Annotated in this window: 14 protein-coding genes; 2 read left to right on the forward strand and 12 right to left on the reverse strand. The window is 38.1% G+C overall.

Annotated features, from left to right (window positions below; genetic code table 11):
* Positions 1-64 precede the first annotated feature (64 nt).
* Positions 65-1,402 (forward strand): serine hydrolase domain-containing protein, encoded by a 1,338-nt coding sequence (locus SB49_RS04245; RefSeq protein WP_062054159.1) that lies wholly within the window; start codon positions 65-67, stop codon positions 1,400-1,402.
* Between the two features lie 75 nt (positions 1,403-1,477).
* Here the strand turns inward: SB49_RS04245 and SB49_RS04250 are convergent, their stop codons facing one another.
* From SB49_RS04250 to SB49_RS04295, 10 genes are all read right to left on the reverse strand, one after another.
* Positions 1,478-1,912: a BLUF domain-containing protein gene (locus SB49_RS04250; protein WP_082591073.1), complete on the reverse strand. Its 435-nt coding sequence runs from the start codon at positions 1,910-1,912 to the stop codon at positions 1,478-1,480.
* 124 nt (positions 1,913-2,036) lie between these two features.
* Entirely contained in the window at positions 2,037-2,468 is a 432-nt protein-coding gene (locus tag SB49_RS04255; RefSeq protein WP_062054161.1) for a BLUF domain-containing protein, read from the reverse strand.
* Between the two features lie 183 nt (positions 2,469-2,651).
* The gene (locus SB49_RS04260) at positions 2,652-3,038 is read right to left on the reverse strand and encodes an SRPBCC domain-containing protein (protein WP_062054162.1); all 387 of its coding nucleotides are present in this window, start codon (positions 3,036-3,038) and stop codon (positions 2,652-2,654) included.
* A gap of 326 nt (positions 3,039-3,364) precedes the next feature.
* Entirely contained in the window at positions 3,365-3,595 is a 231-nt protein-coding gene (locus SB49_RS04265) for a putative signal transducing protein (RefSeq protein ID WP_062054164.1), read from the reverse strand.
* 10 nt (positions 3,596-3,605) lie between these two features.
* Complete coding sequence (locus SB49_RS04270) at positions 3,606-4,220, reverse strand: DEAD/DEAH box helicase (protein WP_062054165.1); 615 nt, start codon at positions 4,218-4,220, stop codon at positions 3,606-3,608.
* Between the two features lie 257 nt (positions 4,221-4,477).
* Positions 4,478-5,320: a 1,4-dihydroxy-2-naphthoyl-CoA synthase gene (locus SB49_RS04275; protein WP_062054166.1), complete on the reverse strand. Its 843-nt coding sequence runs from the start codon at positions 5,318-5,320 to the stop codon at positions 4,478-4,480.
* Positions 5,321-5,389: 69 nt separating this feature from the next.
* Positions 5,390-6,640 carry a glycosyltransferase gene (locus tag SB49_RS04280; protein WP_062054170.1) on the reverse strand — a complete coding sequence of 417 codons (1,251 nt, stop codon included), beginning with the start codon at positions 6,638-6,640 and terminating at the stop codon, positions 5,390-5,392.
* Between the two features lie 3 nt (positions 6,641-6,643).
* Positions 6,644-8,155 carry a DEAD/DEAH box helicase gene (locus tag SB49_RS04285; RefSeq protein ID WP_062054172.1) on the reverse strand — a complete coding sequence of 504 codons (1,512 nt, stop codon included), beginning with the start codon at positions 8,153-8,155 and terminating at the stop codon, positions 6,644-6,646.
* A 107-nt stretch (positions 8,156-8,262) separates the two neighbouring features.
* Entirely contained in the window at positions 8,263-9,186 is a 924-nt protein-coding gene (locus SB49_RS04290) for a 2-hydroxyacid dehydrogenase (protein ID WP_062054173.1), read from the reverse strand.
* A gap of 3 nt (positions 9,187-9,189) precedes the next feature.
* Positions 9,190-9,699, reverse strand: coding sequence for a DUF6155 family protein (locus SB49_RS04295; RefSeq protein WP_062054175.1), 510 nt, complete (start codon positions 9,697-9,699; stop codon positions 9,190-9,192).
* 192 nt (positions 9,700-9,891) lie between these two features.
* On the opposite strand from SB49_RS04295, the gene SB49_RS04300 reads away from it, so the two are divergent.
* Positions 9,892-10,755: a sigma-70 family RNA polymerase sigma factor gene (locus SB49_RS04300; RefSeq protein ID WP_062054177.1), complete on the forward strand. Its 864-nt coding sequence runs from the start codon at positions 9,892-9,894 to the stop codon at positions 10,753-10,755.
* 459 nt (positions 10,756-11,214) lie between these two features.
* Here the strand turns inward: SB49_RS04300 and SB49_RS04305 are convergent, their stop codons facing one another.
* Both SB49_RS04305 and SB49_RS04310 read right to left on the reverse strand, forming a co-directional pair.
* A complete protein-coding gene (locus SB49_RS04305) occupies positions 11,215-12,483 on the reverse strand; it encodes a YaiO family outer membrane beta-barrel protein (RefSeq protein ID WP_062054185.1) in 1,269 nt (422 codons plus the stop codon).
* The gene (locus SB49_RS04310) at positions 12,480-14,879 is read right to left on the reverse strand and encodes an LTA synthase family protein (protein ID WP_062054187.1); all 2,400 of its coding nucleotides are present in this window, start codon (positions 14,877-14,879) and stop codon (positions 12,480-12,482) included. Before SB49_RS04310 ends, SB49_RS04305 begins: the two co-directional genes overlap by 4 nt.
* Positions 14,880-14,884 lie beyond the last annotated feature (5 nt).

Genomic DNA, 14,884 nt, shown 5'->3' on the forward strand with positions numbered 1-14,884 from the left:
CATCTAAAGTTACAATAATTCTCATCTAATGAATTATTTTTAAAATTCCTTAATTATCCTTTCCATGAAAGTTTTTAAAAGAATTGTCATTGCGCTTATTATCCTTCTAGTAATTGTAGTGGCTTTCAATTACTCCAAACTCAATATTATTTCTGGGTATGCTGCCAAAAATATGGCGTCGAGTGTTTTTATCGCTGATAGAACCCCGGCCTCAATCGATAAATACGACCATAATGTTCCCCTCATCAAATTGGCAGAAACCGAGGTGGATCAGAAGACTAAGTCCGCGACTTCCTCTGTTTTTGGTCTAATGGAAAGAAAAGCGATTTATAGGGAAGGATTAGGGAGCGTCCTTGTAAATGGTTCTTATGATTACAGCAAGAGTTATTTACGTCCAAAACGACAAACTTTAGAAAACAACCTTCCATTTCCCTATGGAGATAATGGCAAAAAGGATACGGTGTTTGGTAATGTCAACTATAAAAAATTGCAAGAAGCTATTAATGACGCCTTTTCAGAGCCTGAGGTAAAAAAAACCAGAACAGTCTTGGTGACTTATAAAAATGAGATCATTGCCGAACAGTACGCCGATGGGTTTTCTCCTGAGACCCCAATTTTAGGCTGGTCCATGACCAAAAGCATCCTGGCAACCCTCTACGGAATATTGGAATACCAAGGAAAATTGGATCTTAATGACCCTGCTCCAATTGCAACATGGTATAAGGATGAACGTAAAAAAATTACGATAAATCATTTGTTGAGGATGCAAAGTGGGCTAGCTTGGGAAGAGGATTATACTAAAATTTCGGATGTAACCAAAATGTTGTTTCTATCGTCGGATATGACCCGTCCACAACGTTTAAAAAAGGCGATCGCAAAACCAGGGGACGTTTGGAACTATTCCTCGGGCACATCAAATCTACTGTCTGGATTGTTACACAACTATGTAGGGGAAGGACAGGCGTATCTAGACTTTCCGTATACTTCCTTAATAGACAAATTAGGTATGCGTTCCATGGTGATTGAGACAGATATGGACAACAATTTTATAGGGTCCTCCTATGCGTGGGCAAATACAAGGGATTGGGCCAAATTTGGTCTCTTGTATCTAAATAATGGTCAATGGAACGGAGAACAGCTCTGGTCTGAGAATTGGGTTACCTATGTAACCACGCCAACTGCCAATTCAGACGGAGTCTACGGTGCCCATTTCTGGCTAAACGCCGGAGGCAAGTATCCTGATGTCCCTAGAGATTTATTTTCAGCCAATGGCTATGAAGGGCAGTATGTTTTTATTATTCCTTCTAAGGAATTGGTGGTCGTACGCACGGGCTTGGCTGAAGATCCCATATTTAATGTGAATGAATTTCTATCTGGTATTATTAGCGCCATTGAAGAATGAAAATGTGTTGATAGGAATCAATTGGTGATCAGGCAATGTATTATTAAAAACATAATTTTCCGAGTCAACCTGTCCCTAAACGAGCCACCCAATAATTTGTTTGCGGACATTGAGCCAAAATAAATAGGAAGCTGGTGATGTCTTATCGGCACTTTCAGATAATTGAAACAGGTTCTGCTCAAAAGTTAAAATCTCATCCTCGTTGATGCCTCCTTCATCCAAGTCGTGGAACGCCATGGACCAATCATTGAAATTTCTTTTGGGAATATGACCTTCCCATAATAGATTCAAGTCATAATGCCTTTCATCTTGCTCTAGATTTTGGTAGAGATGATGGATGTTTTTTGAATCACCCTCAATTATTTGAACAAAAATATCGTTGTGGAACACCAAACAACCAGATATCCCAAATTTTTGGTTGTTGGCACGTGATGTTTTCAAAATCTCAAATATTTTGATACTATCCGTATCCTTCTTGGCTTTAGAACAATAGACAAGTTCGAACATCATTGTTTTTTTCGGAGTATTATCTTCTTTAACAAAAGAACGTACATCAATTGAAATGTAATATAAGTTACGGAATTTTTACAAGAATATAGAATAACATCGTGCTAAATAATTGATAAACAAACTTTTAAACAAGCCAACCCATTACTTGCTTTCTCACATTTAGCCAAAAAAGGAAAGAGGCAGCTGACGATCTATCAACCAATTCAGAAAGCATTATTAAATTCTGTTCAAAGGTGCGGGTGTCTTGTTGACTTATATTTTGGTCATTTAAATCATGAAATGCCATCGACCAGCTATCAAAACTTCTTTTTTTAATCTCCCCTTCATGTAATATTACTACATCCCTATGTCTATCATCAAGGGAAATTTTTGCTAAGAGTCTATGAATATCTTTTTTGTTCCCTTCCAATATTTGTACAAATGTGGTTTTATGGAATACTAAACAACCAGTAATAGCCAATTTTTTGTTGGTGGATTCTGCGGTTTTCAAAATATCCAGGATGGCATATTTATCTGTGTTTTTATTGGCTTTGGAGGAGTAAACAAGTTCGTACATAAAAAACGTAAGGAATAGGGCGGCCAAAACTACAATTATATATTTATTTTCGGGCTAGAACTATTTGTTAATAGTCATTTTTTTAAATAGGAATTTCCCGTAGGCCTCAAATGAAATTGAAATACATTGCCACTTACTTTTTATACGATTAAAACAGGTTTAAGATTGTTCTGTTTTTAGGTTTTAATTTTTGGTGAAATATTTTTTCATGGGTTGAAAATAATGCTCATCCCACCCCTTGATGTAATGCTCCCCACTCTCGGGAACCTTAGAATGGATTAGTGTGAGTTCTGTACTATCTCCCTTTTCTACCAGGAGCACTTCAACCTGTGAATCTTCTTCGTGGGATTCAAATTGTGAAGTCCTCCAAGATTGCACAATCCTTTTGTCTTGTTCTAAAACAAGATTTTCACCTTGGATATAGCCATTCCATGCCGTAAAAGAGCCTCCTATTTTGTTTGAGGCTGTGGCTTTACCACCAGTCATTTTGGTGTGTCCCTCACTGCTGATCCATGCATTGTAAATATCCTTCGCTTGGGCATTTAAGGTTGTCTTGAGTGTAAATTCCATAGTATTCTAATTTTAGAATAAAGTCTTTTACGTTAATAGAGACTAATTCTTAACACGTCTATCCATCTAAATTTAATGAATTTAAGGACAAGGACTAATCGGTATCGGGTTTAAATTAATGATGAAATAGTAGTGTTTTAACTAAAAAAGTGGTCTCCACCACAAGTAAGGACCACTTCACAACAATAATTACGAAAAACACTAGAAGAGAATTACCTTAGTTGTGTAGATAAGTAATAAAATTTTCATTTTCATATAGTGTTCTCGTAAAAAGGGCTTCGTCTTAAAAAGATGAAGCCTTTTTTTATGCGATAACAAGGTGTAGCTTAGTCTTCAATAAAACCTTCAATAATTGGAGTTGCCCTAGCCTTATCGGATTCCAAAATAAAAAGTCTAACTCCCGTATAAGAACCTCCACCAAAACCGGAGACGCGGGCCGATTCATTTTCGTTCTTCACTAAGGCGCCTATTCCCTCTTCCTCCAACAATCCTTTCAAAAGGATAACATCTACCTCACTGCCGGTAAAGACACTTACATATTTATTTTTTTCTTCCATGGGAATCTATTTATTCAGCGATTATGGTTTCTGCATTATACATAAAGGAGTCTTGCATTTTTTCCAGACGATTGTCAAATTTGGTCCCGAACATGATGTATTGGCATTTTTCGATACTTTCCGGAATACGGATTACGTCCGAATAGTCACTTGCCTTTACCAAAAATTCTGAATCTTCTACCATAAACAATTTCAATTGCCCTAGGTGTATCCCATTGAGATAAAAAATACGACTTAATCTTTTGGGCGTGGCGATTACAATATCGGTTCCCAAATAAATTTCTTCCCTTTGCAATTCAATATTGTGTTCCTCGTAGGCACAATACACCCTTAAGTCAGTTCCATAGGTATAACCTTTAAATTTCTCAGCAAGATCCAATGCCGATTGCTTGTCTTTCACATAAATCAATGCCCTTGGAGAATCTTCAAAGGCAGCTGCTCCGAGTTTCTGAATCGTAGCTATGATCATGGCCGTTGTTTTTCCAGCTCCTTTAGGGGCTATGGCAAATAGGCTGCTCCCTCCCTTAACTTTTGAAATCACCTCTTTTTGAAAAGGCGTTGGGGCCGTAATACCCTTACGTACAATATTTTCTTTTAAGATGGGATGAATTTTTTTAAATGACATAACTATTAGGGACTATAAATTTTTAATTGTACTAGGTTAAAAGCGCTTTTGAATTCATATAGATATCCATATTTCGCATTCCTGCCACAAAATGGAGCCGATTCACAACATTAATTTCATGTAGGCTTCAAATGTATATACTTTAGTAGTATACAAAAACAGAATAAGAATTTTCATTTTCATATAGTGTTCTCGTAAAAGGGCTTTATCTTCTCAGATAAGGTCCTTTTTTAATTTAATATCTTCAATGTAATCTCCTATGGAATCCATTTGTTCTTGCCAAAATTGGGCTTGCGTTTTTCAAGAAATGCATTTCTACCTTCTTTGGCTTCCTCTGTCATATAGGCCAATCGGGTAGCCTCTCCCGCAAATACCTGCTGCCCCACCATACCGTCATCGGTTAGGTTCATTGCAAATTTCAACATTTTGATAGATGTTGGTGATTTCGCCAGAATTTCCTGTGCCCATTCAAATGCGGTATCTTCCAGTTCCTCATGGGGAATAACGGCATTGACCATCCCCATTTCATAGGCAGCCTGGGCGGTATAATTTCTTCCCAAAAAGAATATTTCCCTGGCCTTTTTTTGTCCCACCATTTTTGCCAAATATGCGGACCCATATCCGCCATCAAAACTGGTGACATCGGCATCGGTTTGTTTAAAAATAGCGTGTTCCTTGCTGGCAAGGGTAAGATCACAGACAACATGAAGACTGTGTCCGCCACCTACAGCCCAGCCTGGGACCACAGCAATTACAGCCTTGGGCATAAAACGGATCAATCGTTGTACTTCCAAGATATTTAAGCGATGCATACCGTCTTCCCCAACATAACCTTGATGCCCCCTAGCCTTTTGGTCACCTCCACTGCAAAAGGAATAGACTCCATCTTTGGTTGAAGGTCCTTCCGCAGAAAGCAATACAACGCCAATGGAGGTATCTTCTTGTGCATCATAAAAGGCTTCATACAATTCTTTGGTGGTTTTAGGTCTAAAGGCGTTCCTTACATTGGGACGGTTGAAGGCAATACGTGCCACTCCATCACATTTTTTATAGGTGATATCTTCAAATTCCTTGACTACTTTCCAATTGATCTTATTCATGATTCGTGATTATAAACATTTTCAAAATACAAAAATAACGCTTCTAGTTGCGATATGGGATGAATAGGGCTACTGATTTTTAGCCTCTATCCACTTGGCCATGTATTTGGTGCTGGCCATTGAATGGTGCATCAACATAGACCCTATAAAATTACATGCCCTGTGCTCCTTTAGACTCTTTAGGGTTTCATTTATCCGACTCAAAAGAATCTCTTCCAATTTGATCCTGTCATATACTTGATTGATAATAGCCACTCCATTGGTTTGGCATTTAGTCCAAAGCTCTTCGTCTGTATACAATGTGATGGCATTTTCGGCAAGAGCTTCGGCATCGTTGGAGACCTTACCGCTCCAAGGAAGACGGGCATGCATCCCTTCAGCCCCAACGTCAGTGGTTACACTAGGGGTTCCACATATCATGGAATCTACCAGTTTTCCTTTTATTCCAGCTCCAAATCGCAATGGTGCCAAACTTACCCTAGCTAGTCCAAGGACTTCCTTCGCATCGTTTGCCCTGCCTAAAACCAAAAACCCTTCTTTGGGTTGATGCATTTGCAAGATGCTCTGCGGTAGGTAGGCCCCATAAATTTTAAGATTTACATTGGGTAATTGTTTCCGAACCAAGGGCCATATTTCATTTTTTAACCAACGAACGGCATCTGGATTGGGGGCATGCTTGCCATTTCCTATACAAACAAAATCTTCTCTGTCTTCAAAGGGCATCCACTGCATTTTATCACTTTCATCTATGGAACCCAGCATAAATGGTAGCTGCAGCAACAGCTTCTCATCTATTTTTATTTCTTTCAGCAAGAGGTCCATTTCATAGCTTGAAATGATAAAGGAAAGATCACATCTGTAGATGCTTGCAATTTCCCTTTTGGTGATATCGGCCTGTTTCCAATCTGTAATTGAGGCGGTTGTTTTATTCTTTTGGCTTTCCAAGCGAACGGACCTTAGGGAATGTAAATCTTCAGTATCCAGAATCCGTATGGCATTGGGAGTATTTTTGGCAACGCGCCACCCAAATTGCTCTTCAGTAAGGAAGCGGTCAAAAAGCACTATATCCGGATTTAATTCCTGTAAGAACAAATCAAATCCAGAGTCGTTCAACAGTATGTTTTTCTGGAAAACACCTAGAGCTTCCAAATCCATAGAAAATTCAGAGGCTTGGGCTGTTGATGCAAAGGTGATCTGATAGTTGTTGCCTTTGAAAAAATGTACCAATTGAAGCATTCTAGATCCCGCCGCGGTAGAATTTGGTTCGGGCCAAACAAAACCGATGATCAATATTTTTTTTGGGGCCAAAATAGCGGTCATGGGTTACATTTTCGAAGCGAATTTCTTGGAGATTCTAGAACGAAGCTTCCGCTCATAATCTTCCTCCAACCACTCTTTATAATTTTTAGTATTGTTCATGATGCAATAGGAATATAGTCGTACCCTATAGGATATCTCCTCCTTTAGCTGTTTGGCCAATATCCGTGCATCAAAAATATCCTCACTATTTTCCACACAAATTTGGGCGTGTTGTTCTATACTCCTCTCCAATACAGTCTTGGATTTCAGGCCTTGGGCAAAAACCTTCTTGTATTCTTCTTTTACATCAAAGTCGAGCGTGGCAGAATTAGAAAATTTATCTTTTAATTCTTGTGGCATCTCATAGACAAAGTCGCGCTCAATATCTTCATCATTTCTAATATTCTCCAGGAAAAAATCTGGGAAATGAAAGATCTCCTTCCAGTCCATTGGGGCATCCCACATACCAAACCTAGCCACATTGTTCCCTAGATCAATAACAGTAAACTCCTCCTTATTAGGCAATACCCTTGATCCCCTACCTATCATTTGGAAATAGAGGGTCAGGGATTTGGTGGCCCTGTTAAGTATAATGGTTTCAACACTGGGCTCATCAAATCCAGTGGTCAAAATACTGACCGATGTCAATATGGCGTCTGGGGTATTGGAAAACCATTTTAAGATCTCCTTCCGCTCAGAGGCGGTATTCTTATTGTCTAGATGACGTATCTTATAACCTGCCTTTTTAAAGGTCTCATATACATATTTTGAGGTATTGATCCCGTTATTGAATATCAATGTCTTTGTACCCTTGGCGATCTCTTCGTAAGACTCTAAAAGTTTGCTCTGCATACTTAAATTACCGTAAAGCTCGTCGGAAGATTTTACGGTATAGTCCCCATGGATACCTAATTTCAAGGTTTTAAGGCTCACATCCCGGTTATACATATTGGCCCGGGCCAAAAACTTTTTATCGATCAGATTACTGATCGACTCTCCCATGATCAATTTTTGGTAATTGTCCTTCATGGGTAGTTTAATATTGGAACTCAAAGGAGTTGCTGTTACCCCAAGGATCGTAGAATGCTTAAAGTATTTGAACAGTTTTCTAAATGAATTGTAATGTGCCTCATCAATAATTACAAGACCAATGTTCTTTATCTCAACCTTTTCCTCTTGAAGTCGATTGTTCAAAGTCTCCACCATGGCCACAAAGCACATATACTCATCCTGGTCAATAAGTTCCTTCACATCGCTATTGATGATTTTGTTTTTTACTCCAAAACCCTTCAGCATTTTAGACGTTTGGGAACTTAGCTCTATACGGTGGGTCAAAACCACCACTTTTTTTTGTGTTTCCCTTATGTATCTTTTCGCGATTTCTGAAAAAACCACTGTCTTGCCTCCTCCAGTGGGTAATTGGTACAACAGATTGGACCCGTTGGGAGATTCTTCCAACTGCTTAAAAATGGTGTTCAGATCCTCTAGTTGATAATCATATAGGGTCTTTTCCGCTTGTTCTTTTTTAATCTCCAATAGGTTTCAATGGTTTTTGGGTGTTAACTTTTTGATGTTAAGGGAACCTTTCAAAATTAGCAGTTTTTTGCCCTTTAAAGAAATTTAAATTGGTGAAATATAAAAATTTAGTATCCTTTGAAGACAGAAACTACATTCATCAACTGCTCCCCATTGACCATTCTTTCATAATTTTCCAAAATTTGTGGAACAATCGATTTTGGAGAAGAAAGACTAGCAATGTGGGGGGTAATATGGATATTGGGATGCCCCCAAAATGGATGGTCTGGCGGCAATGGCTCTTGGGAAAATACATCCAGGCTTGCACCCGATAAATGTCCGCTATCAACCATGTTGAGAAGGTCTTTTTCCACTAAGTGCCCACCTCTGGCCACATTGATAACATAGGCATCTTTAGGTAAATTCTTGAACAATTCCTTATCCAAAATGTTTTTGGTATCCTCTGTCAATGGTAGCAAACAGACCAAAATGGAGGTACTGGATAAAAATTGTGAAAGCTCCTTTTTGCCCAAAAAGGTATGGATCCCCTCTTTACGGGAATTGGCCCAACCCTGCACTTGAAACCCTATATGTTGAAGGTCTTTGGCAAGGGTTCTCCCCAATTGGCCCAAGCCCATGATACCAATGGTAACATCTTTCTTTCTTAAGTACTCTTTTCTATTCCAACTCTTTTGGAGCTTTTGCTGTGCATAGAATGACAGGTTTTTTAAATGTGAATAGATGCAAGCAATTACGAACTCGGACATGTCACTGGCCAACATAGGGTCTACCACTCTGGTGATCGTAATTTTCTCAAAAATATCAGTATCATCCATAATGAAATCAACTCCTGCTCCCATAGATGCCACACATTTTAAGTTGGGGTACTCTTTTAAGGAACCCTTTGGATGCTGCCAAACCAACGCCATGGTAATATCTTCTCTTGGATGTTCTTCCCCAAATTCATAAATGGGAATATTTTTGGATTTGCTCAGCAGGATATCTTTCCAATGGGAAGCTTTTCCGTCCTGTCTTATAATTACAATTGCCATATGTTAATCTATTATATCCAATGCCCTGGAAAATTCCTCTTCATTGGGCCATTTTTGAATTTGTGTGGTTTCAAATATTTTAACGATCCGCTCTTTGAAATCTGTCAATAGACCATTTATTGAGATGTACTGGACTACTTCTGTAAAAGAGTTGAGCATACTTTTAAAAAATGCATCCGGAACATTTTTGTCAGCGGAAAAAGCTTGGGCTATTTCCAAATTGTACAACATAACATCGGCAACCAATTGTGGCTCTACCCCTAATTTTACAAAGTGCTTGATAAATTTCTGAGCGACGGATCTTCTCGCCTTAGGACGTTTGCGTTTTATGGGAAAATATTCATTGGATATTTTCACCTTTGCTTCCTGCACCATTTTGTCCTCTTTGGGATTAAAGACAAAATCATAATATTCCTTTACCACGGGAAACCTTTCATAAAGATCCATTAGTTGATCTGCTAATTCCTCTTGCCGTAGTTCTGCAAGGTATTTTTTTAGGGCCCTTTTGCTCATAGTACAATAATACCGACAATTGTTCCCTCAAAATTAGTATTTGATACAATAATCCAAACATATTTTAGGGAAATTTCACCAAAACCTTAAATTTTTCATAAAAAAAGGCATTAAATGACAATGTTTTTTGGATTATCCATAAAAATAATGTATCCTATAGCCTTGTAAACTTTCTAAATCAAAAATCCATATATGAGGCAACTAAAGATCATCAAGCAGGTAACAAACAGGGAATCAAAATCATTGGACAAGTACTTGCAAGATATCAGTAAGATTGATATGATTACCGCAAATGAAGAAGTGGAGCTGGCCCAGAAAATAAGAGAAGGTGATCAATTGGCCTTGAACAAATTAACTACTGCAAATTTAAGATTTGTTGTTTCCGTTGCTAAACAATATCAAAATCAAGGGTTAAAATTACCAGATTTGATCAACGAGGGGAATGTAGGCCTGGTAAAGGCAGCCAAACGTTTTGATGAGACGAGGGGATTTAAATTTATTTCCTATGCGGTTTGGTGGATCAGACAATCTATTTTACAAGCCTTAGCCGAACAGTCTAGAATTGTACGATTGCCTTTAAATAAGATCGGGTCCATAAACAAGATTAAAAAGGCCTTTTCCTACTTGGAACAAGCTCATGAGCGACCGCCTTCTGCCGAAGAAATAGCCAAGGAATTGGATCTTTCCGTAAGCGAAGTAAAGCAGTCGATGAAAAACTCCGGGAGGCACGTAAGTATGGATGCTCCTCTGATTGAAGGCGAAAATTCCAATTTATATGATGTACTTCGTTCGGGAGAATCCCCTAACCCAGATAAAAAGTTATTGCTGCAATCCCTGAACACAGAAATTAATAGGGCTTTGGAAACTCTTTCCCAAAGAGAAGCAGATGTTGTAAAACTGTACTACGGGATTGGAGACCAACATTCCATGACCTTGGCCGAAATAGGACAGACTTTTGATCTGACCAGGGAAAGAGTAAGACAAATACGGGAAAAGGCCATTAGAAAGCTCAGACACAACTCAAGGAGCAAGATTCTAAAGACGTATTTGGGATAACAATTGCCCTTTGTGATTTGTATAATAAAAAAAGAGCACCTTATGGGGTGCTCCTTTTTTTAGTGGTTCTTATTGCACTATGAATAATTCAACTTATTAATATTAAAGTTGACCAAGATTTCGTTTAAATCTTGCATAAAGCTCAAATAAGCTGCGTTGTCTTGATTTTGGTTTGCCATAATTTGGGGTTTTAAAAATGATGTTATTAGCCTATAAATAGTCTAGCTCCACCAATTCGTTTAAACTTAAAATTTCATTTAAATCTTTAAGGAAGATTAAGTATTCCTCTCCGTAGGTGTCGTATAACATAATTAAATTTGGGTTTTAATTAATTTAAAATTTGGGGCTTTAAATCTATGTAGTAAACTTATTTAATTACTACAAACAAAAAAACATTTTGTGGTGAAGGTGCTTTTTTTTGTTGTCAAAACAAGCTCCTTTATGGGCTAACCCAATTGTTTAGAACATAAATCTGTAATTGATTCCTGCTGAAACCGACCATACAAAACGCTCAGAATCAAAGACTAGCTCTTGTCTTAATGCTCCGGCTTTGAGTTTCCACAGGTTCTGCAAATTCTTTGAGGGGAATTGATAGACCAAATTCAATCGTTGGGATTCTAAGTATAGTACCGTTTCTGAAATCAATTGGTTATTGATGTTCAATTGGGTTAATTCCGGAAGAAACCCATAACTGATGACCCCCCCGAGATAATTTTTAGACGTCTTTAAATACTTTCGTACATCCAACGACCCAGAAAAACTTGGAGACGCATTGGGCACTGGGGTAACATAGGGTCTAAATGAATAATAGTAGTTTCCTTTGTACATCCCAAATGAACCTGTGAAAACCGTTGCGGAAGAATTTTCAAAATCATAATATTTCCCGCCTATAGATGCTTCCAAGGCGTTAGGTAGCTTTACGAAAACCTCCCCTCCTATTAAATTCTTGGGAAAGATCTCCGCTTTGGAAAAGGAATAGGTTAAATGGGTATAGATGTTTTTTGTGACCTTAGGGTAGATATCTATCCCGTATTGGATACCATTCACACCAAATCTGTGTCCATAATTGATATTGGTCGAAATACTTCCTAAGTTAGTAACTCTTTTATAGTCTACACTTACCGCTGCCATTGGATCGTATACGATATCGAAGACCTCGGCAGTTGTAGAGATGCCAATACTGTTCACATTGACCCGATCTTTTAGTTTCCTGTAGAATGTTTTGGCCGCTGTATCCCCTTCAAACATCTTTAAATGAACCTTCAACCAATCTAAAGCAGAATGTACCTCTCCGATAGAATTGATCGCCCTAGCCTTTAATAAAGATAGGTCTTGGTCCAGTTTTAGATATCTTAAGGCTTTGTTGGAAAGGCCGAGTGCCAAATAGTAGTTTTCGGCATATAATTCATTGTTTATAGCCCCTATCCATGCATCCTTTATCATTTTGTCATGAGAAAGCACTTTATTGAATTCGCTTCTGGCATTTTCATATTGTTTGTCCCAGCTAAACGTCTTTGCCAATAAAACCCTGGCGTCGTGAAAGTTTGGATGTGCTGTCAGTATACTTTTCAAGGTATCCCTAGCTTCGCTTCTATCTCCTTTAAATGCAAGATTTTGGGCATTGGAAAACGAAGCATCTGGCGACTTTTTTACAAGTGTTTCTTGTGAATTTCCCAAAAAGGATATTAACAGAAATAAAAATAGGATATGATGTTTGGCTAAATTCATTTGATGGCGACCTGATCTAGATAAGCTTTAATTTTAGTATAATCAAAATATACTTCATTGGGATTTTCCAGGGTCTCCTGTTTCATGTTTTCCATGGCCCGTGTCATTTTCTTTATCACATCTGGAGATTTGATGTTATGCTTTCTTAATGGATCGATCAATAATAATGCTTCTTGGTTTTTATCGGACCAGAAATATACGTCTAATAAGGCCGAATACCCATCAGAATAGGTGGGATATTTTCTAATGACCTCCTTTAGGATTGCAATACTCTCCCCGTATGCTTCATTCCATGCATTTACCCTGCCCAATAGAATTTCGGTATCTGCGTGACCCGGAATTTTAGTTAAGATGTACCTACTGAGCAGCATCGCTCTATCCCGCTCATTATTTAAAGCCAAATCTCTGGCCGTTGAATAAGCATTATCAAAATCGGCGCCGCTAAAAACACTGTTCACCCATATCTGTTCCTGTTTGGAAAACTCATTCTTGGGTTTTTTGAAAAGTGCCAGATAAGTTGGGATAATTTTGTTCTTATTGTTTAGATAGCTATTGATGGCTTTGGTATTTCTAAACCCATCCCTTGTTTTACGAACAATTTGTTCGTCATTCTCTTTCTTTAGCACCATATCGGTACCTAGTTTATATACTGAATTTCTTGAAATAAAATGATCCCCTTGTATATATTCCCTGATATTGTTCTTTTCTCTGAGAAATAGTATTTTCTTCTCCTTATCGTACATACTGTTGTTTACCAGACCAGATCCCAACCAAGCAGTTTCCGATGGTAGGTCCAGTTTATATTTTTCTGACAGCAAGGCAAGGATACTTGGAGCCAAATCTGCATGGGAGGAGAGGGAATTGAATTGTTTGGGATGTTTGAGCAAGGGACTATAGATGAGAAGTGGAACCCTATAACGATCCAGATTATTCTCATGGGGCAGATCGGAAAGGTTATGTGTTCCTGTAATTATGAAGATCGTGTTTTTGAATGTCCTTTTTTTCTTGTAGTTTTTAAAAAAAAGCTCAATACTTTGATCCGTATAGTAAAGGCCTGCGAAAATCTCCTTATTATTTTCAACAATTTTATGTGATTTTGAACCTAGGGCTACTTTTTCTAGGATCCTATCTACTTTATCTTCGTAATAGGAAAGATTAGGGATCAGTGACGGATTTTTAGTGCTTAAAGTTTGTATTACATCAAATCTGGCACGGGGGTATTCTATGAAATCTGTGTTATATTTCTTGAAAAGCTCCCTATCTGGATATCCTAAAGAAACTCCGGCTGCATCCTCTTTTTGAAGTTCGTAGGTGTCATCAAAATTCTTTCGGTCCAAAATATAGTCCACCCGTTCTTCATAAAGGAATCTATCCAGAAAATTGATACTGCTATTTCCTCCATAATTAAAAGATGTATAATAACCATTGGCCTTTAGAATACTGTAAAGGGTATTGCGTTCGGGAGATATCTTAGTATTGGTAAAACCTTTTTTTCCGAAAGGCAAGGAACCTATGATGCTGGGTAAAACTTCGGAACTTTGACCTACATTGCTCACATAGTTGGACCAAAAGAGTGAACTGTCCTTTAAGGATTCTAGATAAGGGGTAAAACCTTTATAATTGGGGTCCTTGCCCAAAAAGTCCGATCCTAGGCCATCCAAGATTAGGATAACGATATTCGGTTTCTCTGCTCTAAAGTCAAAATACACCCCTAACCGGTCATCAATTTTTGTGGGTTGAAGAAGAGGGAATTCTACCTTTCCATCATATTTATTCAGATCCAACCATTCTTCGGCAAGACTGACTGTTAAATGTTGCGTTTTATTTTCATTGATAGGCTTCTTTTCGGAAGCGAGTGCCGCTAAGAACAAACTAAAAAACACAATGGTCAAGGGATACATTTTACTAATGATACGATGCGCCTTGGCCGTAATCTTATAGAACAGAAAAAATAAGGACAACATACTGATTATGGCCATTAATACTATGGTACTGATCTTCCAGATGTTCACCCCATCCCATGAAAGACTTAATATGTTTACCTCTAAGATCTCATAATTGGCAAGATAATATTCTGTCAACAAAACCTCCGTTAACAATCCTATGACCAAAATGATAGAGGTTACCACAAAACCAAAATTTGGCTTTCGTGATTCCAGAAAATTAAAACCAAAAACCAGTATTAACCCTACCAAAGAGGCATAGCCTAGGTGGTGGAACAATTGCAATAAAAGGCTCTTGCCTACAAACACATCCAACACTCCACTGAGATATAAACGGATAAATTGGTAACAGGAAATAACCACAAGACAGCCAAAGAAAGCAATGACCAATCGGGTATATTCCCTTAGGGTCTTTCTGGTGACATGTTTGGTTATTTTTTCTTCTACCTGCATGAATC

This window comes from Sediminicola sp. YIK13 (assembly GCF_001430825.1).
Taxonomy (GTDB): Bacteria; Bacteroidota; Bacteroidia; order Flavobacteriales; family Flavobacteriaceae; genus Sediminicola.

Excerpts from the sequence above, each read along its gene's own strand:
- SB49_RS04270 (WP_062054165.1), bottom strand. The coding sequence starts at position 4,220 with ATGTCATTTAAAAAAATTCATCCCATCTTAAAAGAAAATATTGTACGT.
- SB49_RS04275 (WP_062054166.1), bottom strand. The coding sequence starts at position 5,320 with ATGAATAAGATCAATTGGAAAGTAGTCAAGGAATTTGAAGATATCACC.
- SB49_RS04310 (WP_062054187.1), bottom strand. The coding sequence starts at position 14,879 with ATGCAGGTAGAAGAAAAAATAACCAAACATGTCACCAGAAAGACCCTA.
- SB49_RS04295 (WP_062054175.1), bottom strand. The coding sequence starts at position 9,699 with ATGAGCAAAAGGGCCCTAAAAAAATACCTTGCAGAACTACGGCAAGAG.
- SB49_RS04290 (WP_062054173.1), bottom strand. The coding sequence starts at position 9,186 with ATGGCAATTGTAATTATAAGACAGGACGGAAAAGCTTCCCATTGGAAA.
- SB49_RS04305 (WP_062054185.1), bottom strand. The coding sequence starts at position 12,483 with ATGAATTTAGCCAAACATCATATCCTATTTTTATTTCTGTTAATATCC.
- SB49_RS04255 (WP_062054161.1), bottom strand. The coding sequence starts at position 2,468 with ATGTACGAACTTGTTTACTCCTCCAAAGCCAATAAAAACACAGATAAA.
- SB49_RS04265 (WP_062054164.1), bottom strand. The coding sequence starts at position 3,595 with ATGGAAGAAAAAAATAAATATGTAAGTGTCTTTACCGGCAGTGAGGTA.
- SB49_RS04250 (WP_082591073.1), bottom strand. The coding sequence starts at position 1,912 with ATGATGTTCGAACTTGTCTATTGTTCTAAAGCCAAGAAGGATACGGAT.
- SB49_RS04245 (WP_062054159.1), top strand. The coding sequence starts at position 65 with ATGAAAGTTTTTAAAAGAATTGTCATTGCGCTTATTATCCTTCTAGTA.
- SB49_RS04280 (WP_062054170.1), bottom strand. The coding sequence starts at position 6,640 with ATGACCGCTATTTTGGCCCCAAAAAAAATATTGATCATCGGTTTTGTT.
- SB49_RS04300 (WP_062054177.1), top strand. The coding sequence starts at position 9,892 with ATGAGGCAACTAAAGATCATCAAGCAGGTAACAAACAGGGAATCAAAA.
- SB49_RS04260 (WP_062054162.1), bottom strand. The coding sequence starts at position 3,038 with ATGGAATTTACACTCAAGACAACCTTAAATGCCCAAGCGAAGGATATT.